At 45.2% G+C, this 23,580-nt stretch carries 19 protein-coding genes and 1 pseudogene; 9 read left to right on the forward strand and 11 right to left on the reverse strand.

All coding sequences use genetic code 11. From position 1 onward, the window contains the following. Window positions 1-242: 242 nt before the first annotated feature. From BLW34_RS12030 to BLW34_RS12065, 8 genes and pseudogenes are all read right to left on the reverse strand, one after another. Window positions 243-509 (reverse strand): annotated as a pseudogene (locus tag BLW34_RS12030) (transposase); the annotation flags it as partial. Between the two features lie 279 nt (window positions 510-788). Then, entirely contained in the window at window positions 789-1,448 is a 660-nt protein-coding gene (locus tag BLW34_RS12035; RefSeq protein WP_177166027.1) for a DUF3455 domain-containing protein, read from the reverse strand. A 343-nt stretch (window positions 1,449-1,791) separates the two neighbouring features. Further along, window positions 1,792-2,421 carry a hypothetical protein gene (locus tag BLW34_RS12040; protein ID WP_090579928.1) on the reverse strand — a complete coding sequence of 210 codons (630 nt, stop codon included), beginning with the start codon at window positions 2,419-2,421 and terminating at the stop codon, window positions 1,792-1,794. A 315-nt stretch (window positions 2,422-2,736) separates the two neighbouring features. Continuing rightward, window positions 2,737-3,015 (reverse strand): high-potential iron-sulfur protein, encoded by a 279-nt coding sequence (locus BLW34_RS12045; protein ID WP_090579931.1) that lies wholly within the window; start codon window positions 3,013-3,015, stop codon window positions 2,737-2,739. Between the two features lie 873 nt (window positions 3,016-3,888). After that, entirely contained in the window at window positions 3,889-4,236 is a 348-nt protein-coding gene (locus BLW34_RS12050) for a hypothetical protein (RefSeq protein WP_090579934.1), read from the reverse strand. 130 nt (window positions 4,237-4,366) lie between these two features. Beyond that, window positions 4,367-4,756: a hypothetical protein gene (locus BLW34_RS12055; protein ID WP_090579937.1), complete on the reverse strand. Its 390-nt coding sequence runs from the start codon at window positions 4,754-4,756 to the stop codon at window positions 4,367-4,369. Between the two features lie 59 nt (window positions 4,757-4,815). Next, on the reverse strand, window positions 4,816-5,367 hold the full coding sequence (locus BLW34_RS12060) for a hypothetical protein (RefSeq protein WP_090579940.1): 552 nt from the start codon (window positions 5,365-5,367) through the stop codon (window positions 4,816-4,818). A gap of 305 nt (window positions 5,368-5,672) precedes the next feature. Beyond that, window positions 5,673-6,053: a c-type cytochrome gene (locus BLW34_RS12065; RefSeq protein WP_371128824.1), complete on the reverse strand. Its 381-nt coding sequence runs from the start codon at window positions 6,051-6,053 to the stop codon at window positions 5,673-5,675. Window positions 6,054-6,403: 350 nt separating this feature from the next. Between BLW34_RS12065 and BLW34_RS12070 the strand changes: the two genes are divergently transcribed. Both BLW34_RS12070 and BLW34_RS12075 read left to right on the forward strand, forming a co-directional pair. Then, on the forward strand, window positions 6,404-7,348 hold the full coding sequence (locus BLW34_RS12070) for an ADP-polyphosphate phosphotransferase (RefSeq protein ID WP_090579943.1): 945 nt from the start codon (window positions 6,404-6,406) through the stop codon (window positions 7,346-7,348). A gap of 240 nt (window positions 7,349-7,588) precedes the next feature. Continuing rightward, window positions 7,589-10,036 (forward strand): Lon protease family protein, encoded by a 2,448-nt coding sequence (locus BLW34_RS12075; RefSeq protein ID WP_090579947.1) that lies wholly within the window; start codon window positions 7,589-7,591, stop codon window positions 10,034-10,036. 147 nt (window positions 10,037-10,183) lie between these two features. Here BLW34_RS12075 and BLW34_RS12080 read toward each other — a convergent pair whose 3' ends face one another. Together BLW34_RS12080 and BLW34_RS12085 are read right to left on the reverse strand one after the other, a co-directional pair. Next, window positions 10,184-11,860, reverse strand: a complete 1,677-nt coding sequence (locus BLW34_RS12080; protein ID WP_090579950.1) for a YeiH family protein — start codon at window positions 11,858-11,860, stop codon at window positions 10,184-10,186. A gap of 227 nt (window positions 11,861-12,087) precedes the next feature. After that, window positions 12,088-13,206 (reverse strand): acyltransferase family protein, encoded by a 1,119-nt coding sequence (locus BLW34_RS12085; RefSeq protein ID WP_090579953.1) that lies wholly within the window; start codon window positions 13,204-13,206, stop codon window positions 12,088-12,090. Between the two features lie 243 nt (window positions 13,207-13,449). On the opposite strand from BLW34_RS12085, the gene BLW34_RS12090 reads away from it, so the two are divergent. The 7 genes from BLW34_RS12090 to cphA (BLW34_RS12120) all read left to right on the forward strand — a co-directional run bounded on the left by BLW34_RS12090 (window position 13,450) and on the right by cphA (BLW34_RS12120) (window position 22,711). Continuing rightward, the gene (locus BLW34_RS12090) at window positions 13,450-14,019 is read left to right on the forward strand and encodes an RNA polymerase sigma factor (RefSeq protein WP_090579956.1); all 570 of its coding nucleotides are present in this window, start codon (window positions 13,450-13,452) and stop codon (window positions 14,017-14,019) included. Further along, complete coding sequence (locus BLW34_RS12095; RefSeq protein ID WP_090543112.1) at window positions 14,016-14,399, forward strand: DUF3619 family protein; 384 nt, start codon at window positions 14,016-14,018, stop codon at window positions 14,397-14,399. Before BLW34_RS12090 ends, BLW34_RS12095 begins: the two co-directional genes overlap by 4 nt. Next, on the forward strand, window positions 14,378-14,773 hold the full coding sequence (locus tag BLW34_RS12100; protein WP_090579960.1) for a DUF3106 domain-containing protein: 396 nt from the start codon (window positions 14,378-14,380) through the stop codon (window positions 14,771-14,773). The genes BLW34_RS12095 and BLW34_RS12100 overlap by 22 nt, the downstream gene beginning before the upstream one ends. A 172-nt stretch (window positions 14,774-14,945) precedes the next feature. Next, a complete protein-coding gene (locus BLW34_RS12105) occupies window positions 14,946-17,249 on the forward strand; it encodes a cyanophycin metabolism-associated ABC transporter (RefSeq protein WP_090579963.1) in 2,304 nt (767 codons plus the stop codon). Beyond that, on the forward strand, window positions 17,246-17,716 hold the full coding sequence (locus tag BLW34_RS12110) for a cyanophycin metabolism-associated DUF1854 family protein (RefSeq protein ID WP_090579966.1): 471 nt from the start codon (window positions 17,246-17,248) through the stop codon (window positions 17,714-17,716). The genes BLW34_RS12105 and BLW34_RS12110 overlap by 4 nt, the downstream gene beginning before the upstream one ends. Window positions 17,717-17,810: 94 nt before the next feature. Further along, complete coding sequence (gene cphA, locus BLW34_RS12115; protein WP_090579969.1) at window positions 17,811-20,138, forward strand: cyanophycin synthetase; 2,328 nt, start codon at window positions 17,811-17,813, stop codon at window positions 20,136-20,138. Beyond that, on the forward strand, window positions 20,135-22,711 hold the full coding sequence (cphA, locus tag BLW34_RS12120; protein WP_090579971.1) for a cyanophycin synthetase: 2,577 nt from the start codon (window positions 20,135-20,137) through the stop codon (window positions 22,709-22,711). Before cphA (BLW34_RS12115) ends, cphA (BLW34_RS12120) begins: the two co-directional genes overlap by 4 nt. A 587-nt stretch (window positions 22,712-23,298) precedes the next feature. Here cphA (BLW34_RS12120) and BLW34_RS16170 read toward each other — a convergent pair. Continuing rightward, on the reverse strand, window positions 23,299-23,580 hold a 282-nt coding region (locus tag BLW34_RS16170), incomplete at its 5' end, for a hypothetical protein (RefSeq protein ID WP_177166028.1).

Raw genomic sequence — 23,580 nt, forward strand, 5'->3', positions numbered from 1 at the left:
CATCAGTTTATAGGCATTGGACTGGTACACTTTTATTCCGCGATCGCAGCGAAATTAGTGCACTTCAGTGGTACATTTTTACACCGCTATTTACACTTTATATAGAGTTCCACTAAATACATCCTTTTTGCCTTTCACTTGATGTTAAATACATCAGTTTATAGGCATTGGACTGGTACACTTTTATTCCGCGATCGCAGCGAAATTAGTGCACTTCAGTGGTACATTTTTACACCGCTATTTACAATCTCATTTGCCTGCTTCAGTTCACGATTCTCACGTTCCAGTTGTTTGAGTCGCTCACGATCCGAGGTTGACATGCCTGCCCGGATACCCTGATCAGTCTCTGATTGTCGCACCCATTTGCGCAACGTCTCAGCAGTACAACCTATCTTGGAGGCTATCGATTCCAGTGCCGCCCATTGCGACTCATACTCCCTTTGGTGTTCATACAGCAATCGGACAGCTCGTTCACGAACCTCCGGTGAATATCTTACTTGTTTTTTTATTACTCTATCCTCTCAAGAAATAGAGTCTCCTGTAAACTCGGGGCGATTCAACGTCCCGAATTCAGCGGCACCATCCTCTTTGCAGAGTCCGCCGCAATGCCCAATAGAATAGGCCAAACTGTTCGTAATAAAACCTATGTTGCGTCTAAGAGGCTTACAATTATTCAGCTATTCAAGCTTGATCTCTACCTTGAACTGAAGACAAGCGAATGATAAGGAAAACCGGACGGGTGTGCCGTCCGGCTTCTGAGTAGTCCTTGTGTAATAATTCTAGTTGCCTTAGATCGAGTCGTTTTCGCCGTTCGTGTAGAAGAAGTAGTCAGCTGTATAAGGCACAAAAGCCTGATTACCGACATCTGCTGCCGAAGTGCAGCCCGTCGACGGTGCGACCCCTCCAGAAGTGTTCAGCCGCTGGATGAAGGTGGTTCTTGCCAGCTTGTTGTCACCAGGGGTGGGTCCTTCTTGCGCTCCAACAACCGTAACCAGGAGCCAGGGTATAGCACCTGGCTCAACGAAATCGGAATCGGAAGTAGAATGCTCTGGTTTTAGCACCTGGCCCCAGACGGTGCTCGTGTCCCGAGAATGCTGCCACGCCGCACGAATCGCATCATCCTCAACTGGGTTGGGGCCGAAAAAGTGAGTGATGATTTGCTTGCCATTCTCTTTAAACAAGGTAGCCTGTGGGGTGAAGAGTTTGAAAGCTACGCCTGTGCTTGAGGGCAAGCAGATGTAGTTCTGGGTGCCGACAGCATGACCCACGAGGAACGCCTTGCTTCCAACGGGGACTTCAATTTTTTCTGGCACGGATGGCGGTGTGACTCGTTCGGCGTTTGCGGACTGCGGCAGCGAGACTGTGATAGCTCCGGCGAGAGCAGCGGCGCACGCAATAGGAAGTATGCGGCGCGTGGTCTGATTCTCTGGTGTATTGCAGTTCTTCATACCATTCTCCTTTCGCGCCATGTGCGCGGGTTGTGGGACTGGCGCGTACAGAGTTTTCAGCGACTACATTCAGGTGCTCATCCGCTGTAAACTGATTGCCGTACACTTGATTACACTGCTCACGTTTCAGTGATCGAGGTATAACAATTTATTATCCATGCTTGTACTGCTTATACTCTTTTCATCCTTATTTGACAATGATAACTTTCAATTTCTCTCAAGACTTAAGAGCATGTTTTTTAGGGTGAATATAACGCAAACGTGCAAAAAACAGTTTTAATTAGCAACAAATGATTGTTCTACCGTCACAGATATTTGATCCAAGTTCATTATGGCTTTTCAGTTATGGCTCTATAACGAAATCTATGTTACTCACGAAGTGGTTATGATACTTATCGTTCCTGTTAGGGACGATTGATTCTTGCGGGGACCATGGGAAGGAAGTTAATCCACCTAGGAAAAATATGTATCCTTGTCGATGAATTATATTTTCTACTCTAAAGAATTGTTCTTCTGGAAAAAAGCGCATGATAATAAGAATGGAATGTGAATGCATGGAGCTGGATGCCACAAAATACTCTGAATCAACTCTCGGAACAGAGATAATTTCAATAGCATTAACCTGAATTACTAGGTTGCTGCCATTAAATTGACCAACGGCCTCATTAGACTGCTTGCGAAGCGCAAAAAAATTTGAGTCATAGTTTGATTCATATCCCAGTGATGATGCACCGCTGTCTATACAAAACTCTAAGTTCCCGTCCATTTTTATAATTGGAAGCCCACCGGTCAGATTTAGTTTATATACTCCATCTCCAATATGCTCAATCACCTCAAATCTGCTTTCCTTTATTCTCCCGGTGACTTTTGTTCCAGGATAATCTTCTTTACATTCCTGCCCTTTGTATACTATTGATAACGCATAAGAACTGCTAGTTGAGAGGATTAAAAGCAACGTGACAAGAATTGACATTCTCATTATTTTTATTCAATCTTGATAGCAAAAAAAGATTACTACGGAAAATACTGTAATAATCCTTAATGCTTTCTGATTCCTTCAAGGAGGATGCTGCCTAAAATCTGCTAAAAGAAGTGAATAACCTGCCGATAATAATCTTTCACTGCATTGAGAGTGCCATAAGAACAGCAACAGAGCTAAATCATTAGAATCATGGTTTAGCCCTGTTGCTGATGATGTAAGATCACTTTTCCCAAACGCTCTTTAATTACTGGATTTCCCTTATTATTAGCTCCTATGGATAAGGATATAAGTAATCAGAGTACTCAATTACGATTTTGGGGCATACGCATTACACCAACCTTCAGGGCTTATGCTGCCTTCTACAACCTTGCATTCGCCGCTAGCTTCAGGTGTCTTACCTGGGATGAATTGCATGCAATTACTACATTTTTCCTTCCCGTTCGGGTTGTCACGATACTGCATTGCTTCCTTGGAAGCTTTTGCCGCTTTCACCTGGTCAGTGAATGCACTCACAAAGGGAACGGTAGCGCCTAATGCCATGAGTTTTATTATCTTACGACGCGAGAATTTCTTTTGATGATTCATAATCTCTCCTCGGATTTGGATAAGTTAAAATACAACAACGGCTAGGTACTTCTTCTGGCAAATAAATTTCTGAATTTGATTGATGTTTCATTCTTAAATCCAAAGAATTATTCTAATCCTTTTTTTGTGATGTAAGACTTCAATTATTAATCGGCAAATCAACTTTCTCAATGCTTCATCTCATTGTTGACGTACTGCATCAAACGTTCGATCGATAGATGAGCATACCGTTTTATCGTAAAGCCATTCCGCAAAAATTTTTACACCCGCATGGATAAACGATCTTGGGCATGTATTTTTACAATGTTTGCGGAATGAAAAATCAATTAACTGTGATTGATATGTATATTATTATCAGTAGCCTTTTAATCCGTTGGTCGCGCGTTCGAGTCGCGCACGGCCTACCATATAAAAAACACTTAGCCAGATTCTGGTTAAGTGTTTTTTCTTTTTATGCGCTCGTGTAGATTTCTGTAGGAAAATTTCATCAATACTAACGGGGCGCACATCAAAAATATTGGTCGCGATAGGAATGCCGGTTACCCGGCATTCCTATCGCGACCGCTACGCTTACTATTTTTTTCATTATTATTAATCCCTTCTTAATATCTGAAGTTATTCTTTTTTTTAAAAACCCTGCCTAGTTTCTATCGCCTCATCGTCGCTCCTCCCTTTTTTGGATTTGCATTATCAATGCCAGGAGCATTATTAACAACCGCGTTACTATTGAGGATTATTCGTCAAAAAATACTAAAGTTTTTGTGATGTTGGCCGATACAAGATTTGTAACGGCTGCTTTGTTATATCACCTCCAAAAAACCCGGTGGGTAATGCCCATTGCTCACCGGGCTATTTTATTTCCTCCATTGAACTCTAACCGAAACTCACCGGTGCTTTACGATCGCCTTTACATACTCTATAAATGTCTCCCCGATCTATTCCCAGCGCACTGGTTGCATCAGTCACGGAGGCAAGTTCTTTGATGATTTCGCCCTGTAACGAGAGTTTGATCACGGGTATCCCTTTCCTCCCGCAGGAGTTGGCCTTTTCAATCTTCCTCATCGCGATCAGCATATTGCGCACGTGTTTCAGTGGTATGCCAGTTGCCCTAGCAATTGCGTCCAGACTTTTCCCTTGATTGAAAAGCCTCACAACCTGAGGCTTTTTAGTCTGCCGTGGCAGGCTGTCGCTTAAAGCCTTCGGTAGATCATGTTTCGCCAACGATGCACCCCATATACTCTTGCGGCATTTGGGTAAGAGGAGGGATCTGGCACAGTAGCCATGCCGAGAGAAATCAGCCAGCGATTGTCAGGTGCAGGTTTTGCATTCATGATGTCGCCTTGAAAGGTTCTCAAAACAATCCCATTTGTTCCGGTTCCTCCGGTTCCTCGGCTGCCAGTATTTTTCTGACTTGCCGCGCGGTGAGGGCGTATTTCAGCGCTAGCTGGCGCTGGCCCAAGGATGGCCATTCTTCGCGAATCTCGGCATTGCGCGGTGGATGCGGATAGCTTCCGCTTTGGGGATATCGAAAGGATCCATCCCACCGAAGCGCTCGACCAGCTGGAGTGCGGCCGCTTTGCCCACGATATCGATCAGGTTGTGATCCTCCGGCAGACGCTTTGGGACGTACAGGCGCACGCCACCGTAGCGGCTTACCAGCTTCAGCGTGGCGCGCTGTGTCGAGTTTTGGAATAGACTCTGAGAGAAAAAAGCTTGAAGCTTCGCCAGTTGTTGTGAGCAAGCTGGTGGGTTTTTGCTTTTCTACCTTTCTTCGTATGGTAGTTTCAGCGGATATAAAATTTAATCGCGATGACCTCTAGGCCTAGCATTACCTTGATTTAGTTTACTCTGATCTCTTCCGGTAAAAATATTTCTGCCCCGCTTGGGTCCTGGATTATTACTATAATTCTGATTAATGAGATTACCGCTATAAGGAGAATTGGCACGAGGCTGGTTAGTTGAAAGAGGAGTATGTTGACCTCTTTTCAAATTTGAATTACTACCTCGCTGATTGTGTGGCAATACATTTCCTTTGCTTTCAAACCCTGGATTATTATTGTAATTCTGATTATCGAGGCTGCGGTTATAAGGATTATTAGCTTGAGTTTGATTGATTTGAGATTTGTAAGATGGAAGAGGAGTGCGTTGACTTCTTTTCAAATTTGAATTACTACCTCGCTGATTATGTGGTAATACATTTCCTTTACTTTCAGATGCTTTGCCAGATTTATCTGTCACAGATGGTGACGGTGTTACTGTTGGCGATTGAGCTAGAAGGTTCACTCCATGTGCCTCTGCCATTACAGAGATGGATATCGTTAATCCAATTATGATAAAAATAAGCTTTTTCATGAATTACTCCTTTATCCATGTCAATCAGTGTTGGAAAGCCGCCATGTAACGGCGTCAAAATTTACCAGTAAGAATTGTTATAACATTGTTTTGGCAAAAGTAATTGATTCTTAACCTGGTATACAATGAATGCTAAAGGTGGTAAATTTTGATGCTGTTTTACATATTTTTACCCATCAGACTGTAAGCAACGCTAGAAATTCTTACAGAATTTATTTCTTATACAGAGTTGATTACTTGAGCGATAGTTGAAGCGCCCGTAGTGACAATTTCTGCACTACGGGTTTATGTGTTAGATCAATAGACTATTTGGTTTTGCTGTTTGCCAGCACGTATTCCGCCAAACGATCCGCTGGCTCTCCCGTAATATTAGGGAAGGCAGTCATGGTCATACCACCTGCTTGCACTTTTTTGATAATAGCGTCTTTATTCGCCATTGCAGCACTCAACATCAGTACACTGCCATCGGTATTGGGTTTATGGCATTTGGTGCAGTTGAGGCTGAATATTTCTTCGCCACTAGCAGTCGCTGCTGGCGTGTAGTTATCGGTCTTAGCGCAGCCAATCAAACCTGCCAATCCAACAGTTGCTAATAATAAGGTTGCTTTTCTCATATTTACGCTCCAGTTCATTTTTTCAAGAATACGGATTCGAAAGTGACGCTGCAATCTATCGAGGGCGAACATTACATCCTGTTGATCCTAGTGGTCAAGGATATTGTTATCCTAAAATCAGCGCTTCTGGATGGAAACCCGCAAAGTCTGGCTGTTTGGGCGTTAACGATATGTTGCAGCTAAGATAAATTTTTAAAAATCATCTTTATTCATGCCAGCTAATTATCCCGGCAAGAGAAAATTTGACATGCAGTAAGAAAATGTAAGAAACATGATTATTTGTCAGCGTTTTTGACCGCGTACTGGATCTCTGATACTTTGCAACTTGCAGAATAGTTATTTTGTTTTCCTATGTCCATAAGCGAGCCTGGAGTGTAGTTCCACGCTGTGCGCGGCCCATCCCATCATATGGAAGCAATATCATGAAACACGTCACCGAAATTAGTATCGTCGATTATTGTATCAAGCCCGGAACCCAGCTGGATCTTGTCCAATGGCCGACTGTGATCAAGCCGTTTTATGATTCGAAGGAGTCGTACAAAGAGAGGCTCAAAGCGGGCATTAAGCAGCTGACAAAACTGCAGCGCCTGCTGTACGCGCACAACCGTTATTCGCTGCTGCTGATTTTTCAGGCTATGGATGCAGCGGGAAAGGATAGTGCCATCCAGCATGTGATGTCCGGAGTGAATCCGCAAGGCTGTCAAGTGTATAGCTTCAAGCATCCCAGTGAAACAGAGCTGGAGCATGACTTTCTGTGGCGCACTCACCGTGCTCTGCCTGAGCGTGGACGCATTGGCATCTTCAATCGTTCCTATTACGAAGAGGTACTGATCGTGCGCGTGCGCCCGGAGGTGCTAAAAGCGCAGAATCTGCCTGACTCGTCGTTGAATGTGAACGATTTCTGGGCGCAGCGCTACCGATCCATCGTTGAGTCCGAGGCGCATCTGTACCGCAATGGTACGCGCATTATCAAGTTCTTCTTGCATCTCTCCAGGGAAGAGCAGCGTCAGCGTTTTTTGGCGCGCATCGATGATCCTGACAAGAACTGGAAATTTTCCGATGCTGACATGGAGCAGCGTCAGGCTTGGGATCAGTACATGGCTGCCTACGAAGCATGCCTGACCGCCACCAGCACGGCTGAAGCACCGTGGTATGTAGTGCCGGCCGATGACAAGAAGAACGCACGGCTGATCATCTCGCAGATCATTCTGGATACGCTTTCTGACCTGGAGCTGTGCTACCCGCCGACCAGCAAGGCGCGCCACAAGCAACTGCTCGCTTTCCGGCATCAGCTCGAACAGGATGAGTATGAGGAAGTACACCAAAATCGCAAACTGCCCAACGTTAACATGCCGGAGCAGTCTTGATCGAAGCAGATAAGCATAACGAATGATCTGCTTCAATTTTTTTCATGCTGATCGCAATAATGACCATGCTGTGGTTTTGCCAAAACGAAGCTTGACTAACGCCTAATCCGAATTATTTCGATTATCGGATTAATAGCACTGTGCACTATTGATGCAATCGTTGCTGGCATTGCTTCTGTCAGAAATGGTGATTAAACGGTTACAATTCTGGATTTCTTTCTAACAATAAAAATACACATAATGCCGATTATTGAACTGACTCCACGCGAGCTTCGCCTGACGATTGAACCTGCTTCACTGGGGTTTGCCGATACTTCAGAACTGATTGATCAGCCACTTTCCTGGATCGGCCAGGAGCGTGCTGAGAAGGCTGCTTACTTTGGACTCGAAATGGAACAACCTGACTACAACTTGTTTGTACTTGGGGAAGTAGGCTGTGGACGATCTTCTTTGTTACGGCAGGCGATGGCTAAGGTGGCGTCGCACAAGCCTGTTCCGCCCGATTTGTGCTATCTGCATCACTTCGATGTGCCAGAAAAGCCGCTTGCCCTGCGTTTACCGGCAGGGCAAGGTCGTTTGTTACGTCAAAAGCTGGCGCAACTATCAAAATATTTGCAGACGGAAATAGTCAGATGTCTTGATGGATCAGATTTCAAAGCAGAAAGTAAGCAGATTGAAAAAAGCTTCAAACTGGAAGAAGCTAATGCTTTTGCGGAACTTGACGCATTTGCCGAGAAATACCATTTCGCCATTCAGCGGGAAGCCGGCCGTATGGTTTTTACGCTGCTGGATGAATCAGGGAAAGTTCTAACCGAATCCGAAGCATTGGCCCTCCCTAAGGAGCGAAGATCCGAAATCGAGCAAGCTGAGGAAGCATTGCAGGCTGAAATCGCACACTATTTTGAGAAGGTTCGTCCACTGGAGCGAGCTAAAGATGAAGCCTTGACAACATTACAGCGCAATAAGATCAAATTGCTGCTGGAAAGCCAAATGAAGCCAATTCGTAGCGCGCTGAAATTGTTTGTTGAGGATGAGGGGAAATTCAATCGTTATCTAGAAAAGATGGAAAGGGATATTCTCGATAATCTGGCATTGTTTAAGATCTCTGATTCCGATGAAGATAAACAAAAGGGAGATGTCAAATCCTTATTGGCTCGCTATCAGGTTAATCTGGTGATAGATAATCATGATTTGAAGAGTGCGCCGGTTATCATTGAAGAAAGTCCATCTCTTCGGTCATTATTTGGCAGTATCGAGTATCAATCGGTAGAAGGCGTGCTCGTAACAGATTTTACGCGTATCCATGCCGGAAGTCTGCTCAGGGCACATGGTGGATTTCTAATGTTACATCTCGATGATCTATTAGTGGATGGTCTGGTATGGGAAAAATTATGCCGCCTGCTGCGAAGTCATCAGCTGCAAATCGAGGAGCCTGGAACGGCCTTGAACCAAGTTATGACTGTTTCACTTGAACCGGAAGCAGTGCGGATACGAGTCAAGATCATCCTCATTGGCTCGCGTGAGCAATATTACATATTACAAGAAGAGAATCCGGAGCTTGCCAGGCGTTTTCGCATTAAGGTTGATTTCGCGGATAGTTTCGTATCTAACGAGCAAAGTCGCCGCGCTTCCTCCATTTTTGTCGCGCACGCCTGTCATGAATCGGCCTTACCCCATTTTACGGCCGCTGCTGTTGCACGCTTGCTGGAGGATTGTCACCGGGCAGCCAATGATCAGTCACGGCAGAGCGCCATTTTCAGCCGTACTGAAACACTGGTGTTAGAAAGTGCCGCCCAGTGTAAAGTACAGACTGGTTGCCTGGTTGATGTAGCCGATGTCGAGACAGCGTTGCAAGCGCGTATCCAGCGTCATAATTATCCGGATCAATGCTTGCAGGAGTCTATTGCAGATGGGGATGTCTTGATTGTGATCGAAGGGGAAAAGGTTGGGCAGATTAATGGATTGACGCAAATTGATTTGGGTGATCACTGTTTTGGTGCGCCGGTACGCATCACAGCACACACGTTCGCGGGTGAAGATGGGGTGCTGAATATCGAACGCGAGGTAGGACTTTCCGGGCCCATTCACGATAAAGGCATGTTTATCCTGCAGAATTACCTATCGGCCTTGTTTGCCCATATCGCACCGCTTGCGCTCAATGCCTCGATCGTATTTGAGCAGGAATACAATGGAATAGAAGGGGATTCTGCCTCCTGTGCAGAATTATATGCCTTGCTGTCTGCGTTATCAGGCGTACCTTTGAAGCAAGGGATCGCAGTGACGGGTGCAATCAATCAGTATGGTGAAATCCTGCCGGTAGGGGGGCTCAATGAAAAGATAGAAGGTTATTTTAATGTTTGTGAGACCGCCGGATTGGATGGTACCCATGGGGTATTGATTCCTCATCGTAACCGCAGGCATCTTATGTTGTCACATGATGTGATCGAAGCAGTTTCTCAAGGATTGTTTCACATCTATACTGCAGAACATATGAGTGAAGGTATCGAATTGCTGACCGATTTTCCAGCTGGAATTACCGCTGAAGCAAACCTCAATGAGGTGATCCACTATCCGCATGACAGTGTGCTGGGCTATGCACAAAAGGCACTCCGTGCTTACCGGCATGCCTGTCAGCTTTCGCAGCATCCCAAGACGGAGCGTAGGCGGTTTGGGTATGCCGAAAGATAGGAATAATGATTGAATCATTCCAGCTACAACTTGCATCGCCGCAGACGATTGCTTGCAGGCGCGCTTGATCAGTTTCTGTGGCATGAAACCTTAGCGCGCCAGTACTCATTGTTGTCGTTTGCTTTCTCACATCGCAAGCTGAAGGGATCAAATCGTCGCGGTAATCTCCGGAAATACCTTGTAGAACATCAAATAAGCAGCGCCCAGGGTCAACAGCAGATTCAGCAACTGCCCACAGACATACAGTATCAATGGTTTGCCACCAACAAAATGATGCTTGAGTGTCTTGAAATTGGTAGATAGCCCGATACTGGCAAATGCCAGGCAAAAAAACCATGTCCGCAGATTTTTGGTGAAATCGCCCAGAATACCGTTTTCCAGCACCAGATTGGCGATGTGTTTATCCAACGATGAATAAAGGATTGAAAACAGAATGCTTGCGCCAACGAAGCCGAGAATAAACTTGGGAAAACGATGCCAGATTTCCCCGATGCCGATCTGGGGTGCTTGTGCATCCTTTTCTACCTTGGTTGCAAAGTAAATGGCGACACAAAAGGCGACGAGCCCTATTAGTATGTTCTGAATCATCTTGATCGTGGTCGCTACATACATTGCTTTATCACCCAGTGCTGCGCCAGCGGCTACTACCGCGCCAGAGCTATCGACTGTGCCACCGATCCAGGCGCCACCCAGCACTTCCGGCATCCCGACAAATTTGATGAAAAGAGGCATTGCGACCATCATGATAGCTGTGAAAATCATGCTCAGACCAATCGCCACGGTGAGTTCTTCGCGGGTGGCTTTACTGGCTGCTGCCGTTGCAATGGCGGCAGACACGCCGCATACGCTCATATCGGCGCTGATCGTGATATTCAGCGATTTGGAAGCAATCTTTAGCACATTCTGACCGAACCAGTAGGTTGTTACCAATACGATAGGCGTAACCACCCAGGCGACAAAAATACCTGGCAGGCCGATAGCAAGAATTTTACCGATCATCAATTCTGCCCCCATCAGCACCAATCCGGTTTTAATGAAAAACTCCGTTTGTAATGCACTCTCTGCCCAGCCTGGCGTACCTATGGTATTGCTGATGATGATGCCTAGCAGGATGGCCCATATGGCGTATTCGATACCAAAATCCTTGAAATCATTTTGTGCTGCTAGAAATACTGAAATCAGCGATATCAGAGAGATCAGCGCAAAACCTTTGAGGAACTGTCTGAAAGCGATACCCTGCACTTTGGCCCCCACTCCAAATAACACTGCCAGAAATCCGAATAGGAGGATGATATGCGGCAGGGAAAAAGCACCTGCTTTCAGCTTTGCTTTTTTCTTCTCGGTTTCGTTCAGGAGGTGTTGCCATTTTTCAATGGCTGCTTGGGCGGATAAATTGAGCGTCTCTATTTGAAAATTGACAGTTTGAGCTGCTTGCTCAGCAGCAAGCGCCTGTTGGCGAGCAAGAAGAACTGCATTATTTTCTGCTGCCATATCGGTTTCAGTAGCGGGTTTGTAAAAAGCTTCAACAGGATTGTTCGTCCATTTGTTTGGGAGTGTAGTCAGGTTTTTCAGAAATTTTCCAATCGGCTCATTAGAAAGTTTCAGTTTGGCTAACTCCACTGTGGCTTCGTGCCAAGCGACAGTTTTGATCGGTTTGGTGGCTTCATTTTCAATGATTGCTGAGGTCTCGGTAATTTTTTGTTTCAGATCCTCGGAAAGAAGCGTGAAATAAATCGCTAATGCCAGCAGGAGTAAGAAGCTACCGATGGTGATGGCCCAGAAATCTTCTGTTTTGAAAAAAGGTTGTTGATGGTGCTTGTTCATATTTGGAAGTAATAGAAAAGTGAGGGCTATGACCCAACATGAGAATTAGGGGAAATAGATGGTAAAGAACAAAGAATGCCATTTTTTGTCTTTTATCACAAATCAGTTAAATCTTATTTGTAGCTAATTTTATGTGGATCGAGACGTCATGCCAACCTATTCCTTTATGAGCTACAAGAGACGAGTTAAACATAAAAAGTGAATACTCCAAAGGTATGATTGAACGATCATATTGATTTAGCATTATTTGCCAGTATTACCAGGGTACCGCTTGCTAGAAATCCGATTGGTAACCATAAGCGCATTTTATCTGTAATTGGCTGATTTTCGAACCACCTGAAAAACAAAATCCCACCCATGATACTGATACCTAATGCAAGAGTCAGTCCAAATAAATGGATAGTAGGCTGAGATGGTAGGAAGCGAAAGAATACCGCATTGATAATCAGGCATAAGGGAAAGTGTATGAGAAATATGGAATAAGAAGCCCGTCCAAGGTAAGTCAGGAAATTCGGCATGATTCTACTTTCCAGGAATTCATATTGTTTGGCTAAACCCAATATGAGCATTACGACGCCTGCAACTGCTATGCGAGAACGGAAATCCACCAGTAAAGCTGCTATGACCAGAATGCCTAACAACGTGAACCAAAAGAGATGGTATTGTTTGTGGGAGGCCCAATAAACAAGAATACCAAGGCCATATGAACCAAAAAAATAAAAAGCAGTTTCATCCCAGTAACTGTTCCTGTTGAATACAAATAGAGAAACTACAGTTAAGCTTGCAATCAAAATGAGATGAATTAATTTCAACCTTGGAAACCGATATTCTATTTGGCTAGATAGCCATAACGCAGTGACTACAAGTACGAATAGTTGAAAATCAATTGCTACAAACCAAACGCCCGCGGATAGAGCTTCTTGATTGAGCAGGTCATGCAGCAAAAATATATGTGCTAGAAGCTGGAAAAAATTGGGTGTATTGGGAATAAAATCATGAGTCATCCAGGCTCTTGCTAACGCTGCACAGCCGATTGCTAATGTGAGTGCAGCAAGATATGGAATGACCAATCGAATATAGCGCTGTTTGATAACATGCATCGGATCAGTAACAAGTGGTATTCCGTATGGTGCGAGTTTCCTGGCTGACAAAAATCCTGCTATGATAAAAAAGACTTGGACAGCGATTTGTCCATTCTCGCGAAGCCAGTCAATCAAGTCAGGAATCAATGGATATGCAAAATCCGGCATGGGACCATACAGTGTTAAGTGATGAGACGCGATCAGTAAACACGAGATTGCTTTGAGCGTACCAATAAGCGGCATTCTTGAATGATCAGTTTGCATTGACTTTACAAATGTTGAAGATGAAAGAAGGTTACTTTTTTATTAAAGTAGTTGTGAGTTGCTTTTAACGAAAAGAATGAAATAAGCCTATTTTCCATACATCAGTATTTTCTATATTGTAATAAGCCTTAAAGTGTTATGGCTACCTGCTCCATATCATATTTCAATACAAGCCTATATTTAGCTTGCCTATTCATTCCCACATAAATGATTCTAGCTCTCCATATTATAAGGTAAACCATTCTGGCTACCCGACAAGAGTTTTCCAATTTTCTAAGTGAAGTTGAGCTGCGTGCATACAAGCAGGCGTTATTCGCAGTGCGTGATGAACACGTTGCATTAGATATTGTGCAGGACTCAATGATGAAGCTTACCGAGAAATATGCGGATAAATCGCCCGAAGAGCTGCCTCTTCTATTTCAGCGTATTTTGCAGAATACTATTCGTGATTACTATCGGAGGCAAAAATCCCGTTCAATATGGATAACGCTATTTTCGGCTTTCGCGCCTAATCATGATGAAAATGAAGACTATGATTTACTGGAAAATTTGCCGATATCAAAAGATTCTAATCCAGGTAGCGATCCATACACTCAATTTGAGCAATCACAGTTAATCAATTTAATCGAAAAGGCGTTAGAAACATTACCTGCGCGTCAACGAGAAGCCTTCCTGCTGCGTTATTGGGAAGAAATGGATGTGAGTGAAACCGCCAAGGTCATGGGCTGCTCGGAGGGAAGTGTGAAAACACACTGCTCCCGTGCAGTACATGCACTTGCTACTATACTGAAGAAAGAAGGAGTCAAATTATGAATAAAGAAGATAGAATGGGAAAAGAAGTAGCCAAACTATTAAATCATAGTTTAGGTGAAATTGATCAGAATACGCTGTATCGATTGCAATCAGCGCGCAGAGCTGCCTTGGAAAATTATCAACCAGCGGAGAAGATTTTTTATGTCGGCGCCGGTATTTCCGCACATGGTGGACAGGGTAGATTTTTTACTCATGCTAATACTAATAAACTGCTGTTATCAGTAATTGTATTATTTATTTTGTTGGGAAGTATTTATTGGAAAGTAAACTACGAAATCGATGAAAATGCTGCAATCGATACGATGATACTTGCTGACGAGTTGCCTATAGATGTTTATCTTAATGATGAGTTTGATGCATGGCTGGATTCCACCTCGTAGTCACTTTTTGGATACTATTATTTCTTGCATATCCCATTGATGCTTTTCCTGAGCAGAGACAGCCTTCGTGGTCGGAACTCAAGCCCTATCAGAAGATAATCCTACAGCCGCTTGAGCAGAACTGGGATGCGATTGAACCAGCACAAAAAAAGAAATGGCTGAATATTACTAAACATTATTTAAAGAAGACCCCTCAAGAACAACAGCGTATACAATCTCATATGCGTAGCTGGAATGAGCTGACATCTGAACAGCGTAAGCAAGCCCGAGAAAGATACAAAAAAATAAAAAAACTACCCGCCGATAAACGTCAGGAGGTCAAGCAAAAATGGCGTAAACCTGATGAATTACCAGAAAATAACAACAAGCCGTAATTTATATAATCAAGTTAAACCCCTTAGCTGCTACTCTTTTCTAATGATTAAACAGAACCCCTTAACTAGCAAAAAGAGCGTATACATGTGAATTAGTGGTTTATAAACCCTATCTGTAAATATTTTACGTAAATCGTTTTACCTTTCCTTTTAACTTGATTGACTCGAGCAAATGCAGCAGAATTTTTATCCAGCGCATAGTGACGCTATGCTTACTCTTCCCCCCCTTTGGGTCTCTCAAGTGGAGGCACATTTGGCAAGTGAAGAAACAATATTAGCTTGGTTAGAGATTGATCTTGATACGCGACTCCGTTTTTCCCGGGGAATCGTGATAGCCACCAATCAGCGGTTATTGGCAAAAATGACAGGAGAAGAGAGTTGGCACGACTGGAGTTATCAACAGGGTTTAAGGTTGACGTGTCGAGATCATGCGGGTGTAGGTAATCTTGAGCTATTTGATGATCATGCGCTGCTTGCTCATTGGTGCTATACCTTGGCCAAGGATACTGGAGCGAATCGTCTCATAACGGAATTTACCCAACAACTCAATTTCCAATTGACCGGGGAAACACAAATACAACCCGTTCAGGTCAAGTGTCCGACTTGCGCAGCGATTTTATCGAGTGATCAGGAAACGTGCCCAATATGTGTGCAGGAAGCTCATATTCCTCCTTCCACTTGGACTTTGTTTCGTCTATGGCGCTTTGCCAAGCCTTATAAATGGCGCTTGCTCACCGGCTTCCTGCTAATGCTGGGCAGTACTGCGGCAACGCTCGTGCCCCCCTACCTGACCATGCCTTTGATGGATAACGTGCTGATTCCCTATCAGAATGGTAAGCCGATCGATGTTGATCTCGTCACCACTTATCTTTCCGGTCTGCTAGCTGCAGCTTTTCTTGCCTGGATATTGGGTTGGTCACGAACTTATATGCTGGCAAAAGTATCCGAGCGTATTGGTAGAGATTTACGAACTACTACCTATAAACATCTCGTTAAGCTATCCCAAGAATATTTTGGCGGTAAGCGAACAGGTGATCTGATGGCGCGTATTGGTGCAGAAACAGATCGTATCAATCTTTTTATTTCACTCCATCTGCTTGATTTTGCAACCGATGTGATCATGATGAGCATGACGGCCCTTATTCTGGTTTCGATCAATCCGTCACTGGCGCTGGTTACCCTTCTGCCATTACCGATTATTGCCTGGTTGATCCACTTGGTCCGCGATAAATTACGTACTGGTTTTGAAAAAGTCGATCGCGTCTGGGCAGAGGTCAACAATGTGCTTGCCGATACCATTCCCGGGATTCGTGTGGTTAAAGCTTTCGCGCAAGAGGACCGGGAAGTGGCGCGCTTTCGTGCAGCTAATCAACGTAATCTGGAAATTAATGATCGGGTCAACAAGGTTTGGGCATTGTTTACACCGACCGTCACATTATTGACTGAAGTCGGGTTGCTTGTGGTATGGATATTTGGTATTTGGCAGGTATCGCAGGATCAGATTTCGGTCGGCGTGCTGACTGCTTTCCTGGCGTATATTGGTCGTTTTTATCTAAGACTGGACTCAATGAGTCGGATCGTTTCTGTGACACAGAAGGCGGCTGCTGGGACCAAACGTATTTTTGATATTCTTGATCATGTTTCCAGTGTCCCAGAGCCAATCAAACCTATTCATTTACCTACGATTACAGGTCGCATTGAATTGCGTAATGTAGGATTCCGGTACGGAACACGTAGCGTAACGCGGGATATCAACTTGGTAATTGAGCCGGGAGAGATGGTTGGTTTGGTTGGACATAGTGGTTCGGGTAAGAGCACGCTCATCAATTTGATCTGTCGTTTTTACGATGTAACCGAAGGTGCAATTCTAATTGACGGAGTAGATATTCGTTCACTGCCCGTAGCCGAGTATCGCAAACATATCGGTCTGGTACTCCAGGAACCATTTCTTTTCTTTGGCACGATCGCAGAAAATATCGCCTATGGCAAACCCGATGCAACGCGCAAGGAGATCATTGCGGCAGCACGCGCTGCCTACGCTCATGAGTTTATCCTGCGATTACCTCATGGTTATGACTCTCTGGTGGGCGAACGCGGGCAAGCGCTTTCGGGTGGCGAACGGCAGCGTATCTCGATTGCCCGTGCATTGTTGATCGATCCGCGTATCCTGATACTCGACGAAGCGACATCTTCTGTCGATACCAAAACTGAGAAAGAGATTCAAGAAGCGCTCGACAATCTCGTTCATGGCCGAACAACAATCGCTATCGCGCACCGCTTGTCTACTTTGCGTGAAGCTAACAGATTGATTGTACTCGATCGAGGGAAAGTGATTGAGGTGGGTAATCATGCTGAACTCATGGCGCGCCAAGGATATTATTACCATCTTTACCAATCTCAGTCGCGCAATATTGATACTGAGGATCATTTAGCCGAGTTAGATCCTAAATCTGGTTCCAAGGGAGATCGTGCATGAGCCAGCCTGATTATCAACTGAGTCGAAATGCTTTTGGACGCTTAGTTTTTGTAGACAAAGATCATCAGGTGCACGAAGGCATTGTACCCATCCGAGCATTTCCGATGACCGCGCCTGAGCAGGGAATCGCGCTACTCAACGTGCATGGTCATGAGCTAGCCTGGATAGAATGCCTGGATGATTTACCTGAAGCATTTCGTATTCTGATCGAGGCGGAGCTCGCCAGCCGTGAGTTTATGCCAGAGATCAAGCGTATTGATAAAGTTTCAAGTTTTGTCACGCCAAGCACCTGGTGGGTCAAAACTGATCGGGGGGATACCACCTTCGTGCTCAAGGGTGAGGAAGATATTCGCCGTCTGTCACCTACAGCCCTGCTGATCACCGATAGTCACGGCATTCATTTCCTGATTCACGATCGGCTGATGCTCGATCGTCATAGCTGCAAGCTGCTGGATCGTTTCCTCTGAAGCATTTCAAAAATTGTTTGTCGTGATGTAAACCAATTGGCGCTAGCTGCGTTAATTGAAATGTTACTCATCCAGCTTTCAAAGCTTTCAATTTATGTCAAATAATTCCAACTCTGATAATAATGGTAAAAAAGACCTTAAGTTTCTTGAAATCCGTCACCTGAATGGCCCCAATATTTGGACTTACTACCCGGCACTTGAAGCAATTGTTGATATCGGTGAACTTGAAGATTTTCCATCAGATACTATTCCTGGTTTTTATGAGCGCTTGTCTTCCTGGTTACCCACACTGATTGAGCATCGCTGCAGTTATGAAGAGCGTGGTGGTTTCCTTCGTCGCGTCAAGGAAGGCACTTGGCCTTGCCATATTCTTGAGCATGTGACGCTGGAGCTGCAAAATCTGGCGGGTATGCGCGGTGGTTTCGGCAGAGCGCGTGAAACCTCAGTACGCGGTGTCTATAAAGTGGTCGTAAGCGCTTGGCATGCCGAGATCACCCGGAGCGCCTTATTTTCAGCTCGTGAGCTTGTGCTGGCGGCAATGGGATTTGATCCTGATCAAAAACCTTACGATGTCAAAGGTGCTATTGAGCGTTTGCGTGACATGGTCGATTCATTGTGGCTTGGTCCTTCAACCGCGTGCATTGTAGATGCAGCAGTAGCCCGCAATATCCCAGCTATTCGATTACTTTCCAAAGGAAACCTCGTTCAGTTAGGACATGGTGCTCACAGTCGGTATATTTGGACTGCTGAGACAGATCGAACACCGGCCATTGCTGAGAGTATTTCGCGTGACAAGGATCTGACTAAAACATTGCTCCGTTCCTGCGGTGTGCCTGTTCCGGAAGGGCGTAGCGTTGCTAGTCCAGAAGACGCATGGCAAGCTGCTAAGGAGATTGGTTTGCCTGTTGTCGTTAAGCCGTGTGATGGAAATCATGGACGGGGAGTGTTTATCGAGTTAAGTAAGCGTGAAGAAATCGAATCAGCTTATTCCATGGCCTTACAAGAGGGAAGTGGCGTGCTGGTTGAACAATATATTCCCGGTACTGAACACCGTTTACTGATAGTGGGTGAGCAACTGGTAGCGGCCACGCGAGGTGATTCGGTATCCATAATTGGAGATGGTGTTTCCACCATAACCGAGTTGATTGATAATCAGATTAACTCTGATCCACGCAGAGGAACCACTGAAGATCATCCACTTAATATGATTCGTCTGGATAGTGCAGCGCAGATGGAAATTGCCAATCAAGGCTATACCAGTCATTCTATTGTGCCAGTTGGTATCAAAGTGCTGATTCAACGTAATGGCAATCATGCATTTGATGTAACGGATGATGTTCATCCAAGTATTGCTAAAACAGCCGCTTTGGCTGCACGTATTGTGGGTCTGGATATTGCCGGTATCGATCTTGTAGTCAGTGATGCCTCACGCCCATTTGCTGAGCAAGGCGGCGCAGTCGTCGAGGTCAATGCCGGTCCCAGCTTGCTGATGCATATCAAGCCAGCTGTTGGGAAGCCTCGACCCGTTGGTCAGGCAATTGTGGATCACCTTTTTCCAGATCAAAACCATAGTCGCATTCCCATCGTAGGGATTACCGGTAGTTATGGCAAAACCACGGTTGCACATCTTGTTGCCCGATTACTTACGCTTTCAGGTAAGCGTACAGGGTTAGCGTGCAGCAGCGGACTCTATCTCGACCATAAGCAAATTGATAAAAGCGATAGTGCTAAATGGGTGGCCGCCAATCGCACATTGATGAATCGTACGGTTGAAGCCGCGGTCTTCGAGAATGGTTTCGATGCCATTCTCCAGGAGGGACTGGCTTATGATAGTTGTCAGGTGGGTGTCGTGACCAATGTTGACCCTGCTTTGTATTATGGTCACCATGGAATTGAGACACTCAAACAAGTTTTTACAGTACTGCGTACTCAGATTGATGTCGTAACACCGACTGCAGCTGCAGTCGGCGATGTTTTAAAAGATGTAATTCTGCCGACAGGTGCGGCGGTTCTCAATGCGCAAGAATCCATGCTGATCGAGATGTCGGAATTGTGCCACGGTGAAGTCATTTACTTTAGCTGTGATCCCGACCTGATGGCTATCAACGAGCATCGCCAACGAGGGACAGGTCCCACCCAAGGCAAGCGAGCTGTTATTGTTCGTAACGGGAGAATCGTGCTGGCTAATGGATCTGATGAGATGCCGTTGATTAAATTGGCTGATATGCAACCTGCAGTTGGTAATCGTGCAGTAAGAGAAGTCGAGCATGTATTAGCTGCAGTAGGGGCTGCTTGGGCGCTCGGTATTGCACCTGATCTTATTCGGCTAGGCATTGAAACATCTGGTCTCGGTCAAGAGAAGAGTAAGCCTGAATATCAGAATTCTCAAAAAGAACAAGAAACTCAAGGAAATTTAATATGAAAGTATTACAAATCCGTGCATTGCGTGGCCCTAACTTATGGAGTAAGCATACCTCTATTGAAGCAACGGTTGTTTTTAGCGAGAGCAAACGTGCCATTGACAGAATACCAGGTTTTAGAACACGCCTGTATGAACGCTTTCCAGAAATTGCACTACTTCAGCCTGCTGGGCACTATGAAATAGTTACTGTGGCACATGTATTAGAATTTGCCACACTCGGCTTGCAAGTGCAGGCAGGTTGTCCGGTCATTTTTAGTCATACGACGCAAACATCGGAAGCAGATACTTTCCGGATCATCGTTGAATACAGTGAAGAAGCGGTGGGGCGGCTTGCTTTTGAGCTTTCTCTGGATTTATGCCACGCCGTAATTGAAGATATCCCCTTTGATCTAACCAATGCAATACATCGTTTGCGAGAGCTTTATGAGGATATTCGCCTCGGACCAAGCACCGGTGCTATTGTGCAGGCTGCGGTTGCGCGTGGAATTCCATACCGCCGCCTAACTGACGGAAGTCTGGTGCAATTTGGCTGGGGCAGCCGGCAGCGGCGTATCCAGGCTTCTGAAAGTGATTTAACCAGTGCAGTCGCTGAATCCATTGTGCAAGATAAGGAACTGACCAAAGTATTACTACATGCAGCAGGAATTCCTGTTCCAATGGGGCGGTCAGTTGTAGATGCTGAGGATGCGTGGGTTGCTGCCTGTGAGATTGGAATGCCTGTGGTGGTAAAACCACGGGATGGTAATCAAGGCAAAGGAGTGACAGCCAATCTCATTGATTGTGAGCAAATAAAAGCAGCTTATCTGGCAGCTGCTGAGATTAGTAATAATGTGTTGGTTGAGCGCTATGTAACCGGACATGACTATCGTCTGTTAGTTGTAGGTAACAAACTGGTGGCAGCAGCAAGGCGCGATCCACCTCAGGTGGTGGGCGATGGTATCCATAGTATTTTTCAATTGGTGGAGCAAATCAATTGTGATCCGCGGCGCAGCGAAGGCCATGCAAACTTACTAACCAAAATTCACCTGGATGAGATCTCGCTGGCTCATCTTGCTACTCAGGGACTGACAGCAGAATCTATTCCGGCTAAAGGCATGCGTGTTGTTTTGCGCAATAATGCCAATCTGTCCACAGGTGGTACAGCAACGGATGTAACGGATGATGTTCATCCGGAAATTGCAGCGAACATGATTGTTGCAGCACAAATGACAGGTCTTGATATCTGTGGCATTGATGTGATCTGCGATAGCGTTATGCGTCCGCTGGAGGAGCAAGGTGGTGCGGTCATCGAAGTCAATGCAGCGCCTGGTTTACGCATGCACTTGCAACCTTCATATGGTAGGGGACGTGCGGTAGGAGAAGCAATTATCGATAACATATTTGCGCAAGGTGAGGATGCGCGTATTCCGGTGGTCGCAGTAACTGGTACCAACGGTAAAACAACGACGGTTCGCCTGATTGCCAATATTTTTGAGAATAACCAGATGCGTGTTGGTATGACATGTACTGATGGTGTTTTTGTCAATGGTCAATGTATCGATACCGGTGATTGCAGTGGCCCGAAAAGCGCTAAAAATGTTCTTTTTCACCCCGATGTTGATGTCGCCGTGCTAGAAACAGCACGAGGCGGGATGTTGCGTGAAGGACTGGGTTTTGATCACTGTCAAGTTGCCGTGGTAACCAATATTGGTCGGGGAGATCATCTTGGTCTGGCAAATATTAACACGACAGAGGAATTGGCTGTCGTTAAACGAGTAATTGTTGAGAATGTTACGCCGAAGAGTGGTGTTGCAGTCCTCAATGCGGATGATCCTTTAGTTGTCAGGATGGCTGATCACTGCCCGGGTTCAGTTATATTCTTCTCCCGAGATAGTTACAATCCAGTAGTGCTGACACAACGTGCACAACGCAAGCGAGTTGTTTATCTTGATGGCCATTCCATTGTCGCATCAGGAGCAGGAATTGAACAGCGGATTCCGCTGAACGAAATTCCGTTAACGAAAAATGGAATTATTAGCTTCCAGGCTGAAAATGCGATGGCTGCTGTTGGCGTAGGGTGGGCGCTGGGACTGGATTGGACTGTTATTCGTGCTGGTTTAGCAAATTTCATTAGTGATGCGCAGACTGCGCCCGGGCGATTTAACCTGTTTAATTATCGTGATGCCACGCTGATTGCTGACTATGGACACAATCCAGATGCGATGGAAGCACTGGTGTGCGCGATTGATAACATACCGGCAAAAAGACGGACAGTCGTGATCAGTGCTGCGGGTGATCGCCGTGATGAAGATATTCGTCTGCAAACCCAGATTCTGGGTGATGTGTTTGACGAGGTTGTTCTGTATCAGGATAAATGCCAACGTGGCCGTGCCGATGGTGAAGTTTTGGGGTTATTGCGCGCAGGTCTGGAAAATGCCAAGCGTGTGCGCAAGGTGAGTGAAATACACGGTGAGTTTAAAGCGATAGATACGGCACTAACCAATCTGCAAGCTGGGGAGCTTTGCCTGATCTTAGTTGATCAGGTGGAGAAAGCGCTAGGACATATCCATTATCGGATTGCTACTGCATGCTGAAGTAGCACCATCTACAAGTGGGTACACCAAACCGAAAGGAAGAGGGGCAGACAGATTGAACACAAATTTGTAAGCAATCTGTATTGCACCCTTTCTTTTTCATTATCTATAAAACAGATTGATCAATAAGTTTCAACAAAAACCTTTACCGGTAGTGAGTTAGAAAACACATCGAGCACCGGCGAAAACCTCGTTAATTCTCTTAACGTGCCTGGTATTGCTTGTGACTTGATGCACATTTTTACCCATATTTCTTGATATCCTTTGCGTATGTCTTTGATCAGCGTGGCTGCGAAATATGAAGATGTCCTATTCTTCTGGGGTTTGTTCAAATGCGGCGCAGGCCTTACTCCAAGTCAATACCGTCGGATGTTTCAGCTGTTGGTGAAAGCATGATATGTCAATGGTTTCACACGCTCTCTTCTTCGTCAGTTTTCAAATCAATAAACAAAATAGTAAATGCAGATTTGCAAATGTTAAAGTGCAGTTCATAGTTTTTGTGAGAGTTATCGCTTGAAATTTTGTAGAAGCTTAACCGATAAAAAAACTATAAAAAATGTACCTGATCCTGAGGTATTCCCACGAATTTACCCTCTCTCCAATGAATCGAAGTAATCTACTAAAAGGGCTTGCGCCTGCTCCAACATTGAGGCGGATAATTCAAAAACGACATAGCGGCAAGCTATTCTGGCGAGAAAAATAACTGAATAGGGTGAACGACCTTGGCCGCTGTTGACCTTAATGTGTCGCTCGATATCAGTACCTTTTAAACATATCCCCGTAAGCCAAAGCGCAAAAATGATGAGCGCGGCAATTAATAACAGGTTGGCTCGGCGTTCGGCTTCAATCCGACTTTCGCTGGTAAAATC

The sequence above is a fragment of the Nitrosomonas sp. Nm58 genome, assembly GCF_900107335.1.
GTDB lineage: Bacteria > Pseudomonadota > Gammaproteobacteria > Burkholderiales > Nitrosomonadaceae > Nitrosomonas.

Excerpts from the sequence above, each read along its gene's own strand:
- BLW34_RS12035 (WP_177166027.1), bottom strand. The coding sequence starts at position 1,448 with ATGAAGAACTGCAATACACCAGAGAATCAGACCACGCGCCGCATACTT.
- BLW34_RS12040 (WP_090579928.1), bottom strand. The coding sequence starts at position 2,421 with ATGTCAATTCTTGTCACGTTGCTTTTAATCCTCTCAACTAGCAGTTCT.
- BLW34_RS12045 (WP_090579931.1), bottom strand. The coding sequence starts at position 3,015 with ATGAATCATCAAAAGAAATTCTCGCGTCGTAAGATAATAAAACTCATG.
- BLW34_RS12060 (WP_090579940.1), bottom strand. The coding sequence starts at position 5,367 with ATGAAAAAGCTTATTTTTATCATAATTGGATTAACGATATCCATCTCT.
- BLW34_RS12065 (WP_371128824.1), bottom strand. The coding sequence starts at position 6,053 with ATGTTCGCCCTCGATAGATTGCAGCGTCACTTTCGAATCCGTATTCTT.
- BLW34_RS12070 (WP_090579943.1), top strand. The coding sequence starts at position 6,404 with ATGAAACACGTCACCGAAATTAGTATCGTCGATTATTGTATCAAGCCC.
- BLW34_RS12075 (WP_090579947.1), top strand. The coding sequence starts at position 7,589 with ATGCCGATTATTGAACTGACTCCACGCGAGCTTCGCCTGACGATTGAA.
- BLW34_RS12080 (WP_090579950.1), bottom strand. The coding sequence starts at position 11,860 with ATGAACAAGCACCATCAACAACCTTTTTTCAAAACAGAAGATTTCTGG.
- BLW34_RS12085 (WP_090579953.1), bottom strand. The coding sequence starts at position 13,206 with ATGCAAACTGATCATTCAAGAATGCCGCTTATTGGTACGCTCAAAGCA.
- BLW34_RS12095 (WP_090543112.1), top strand. The coding sequence starts at position 14,016 with ATGAATAAAGAAGATAGAATGGGAAAAGAAGTAGCCAAACTATTAAAT.
- BLW34_RS12100 (WP_090579960.1), top strand. The coding sequence starts at position 14,378 with ATGGCTGGATTCCACCTCGTAGTCACTTTTTGGATACTATTATTTCTT.
- BLW34_RS12105 (WP_090579963.1), top strand. The coding sequence starts at position 14,946 with ATGCAGCAGAATTTTTATCCAGCGCATAGTGACGCTATGCTTACTCTT.
- BLW34_RS12110 (WP_090579966.1), top strand. The coding sequence starts at position 17,246 with ATGAGCCAGCCTGATTATCAACTGAGTCGAAATGCTTTTGGACGCTTA.
- cphA (WP_090579969.1), top strand. The coding sequence starts at position 17,811 with ATGTCAAATAATTCCAACTCTGATAATAATGGTAAAAAAGACCTTAAG.
- cphA (WP_090579971.1), top strand. The coding sequence starts at position 20,135 with ATGAAAGTATTACAAATCCGTGCATTGCGTGGCCCTAACTTATGGAGT.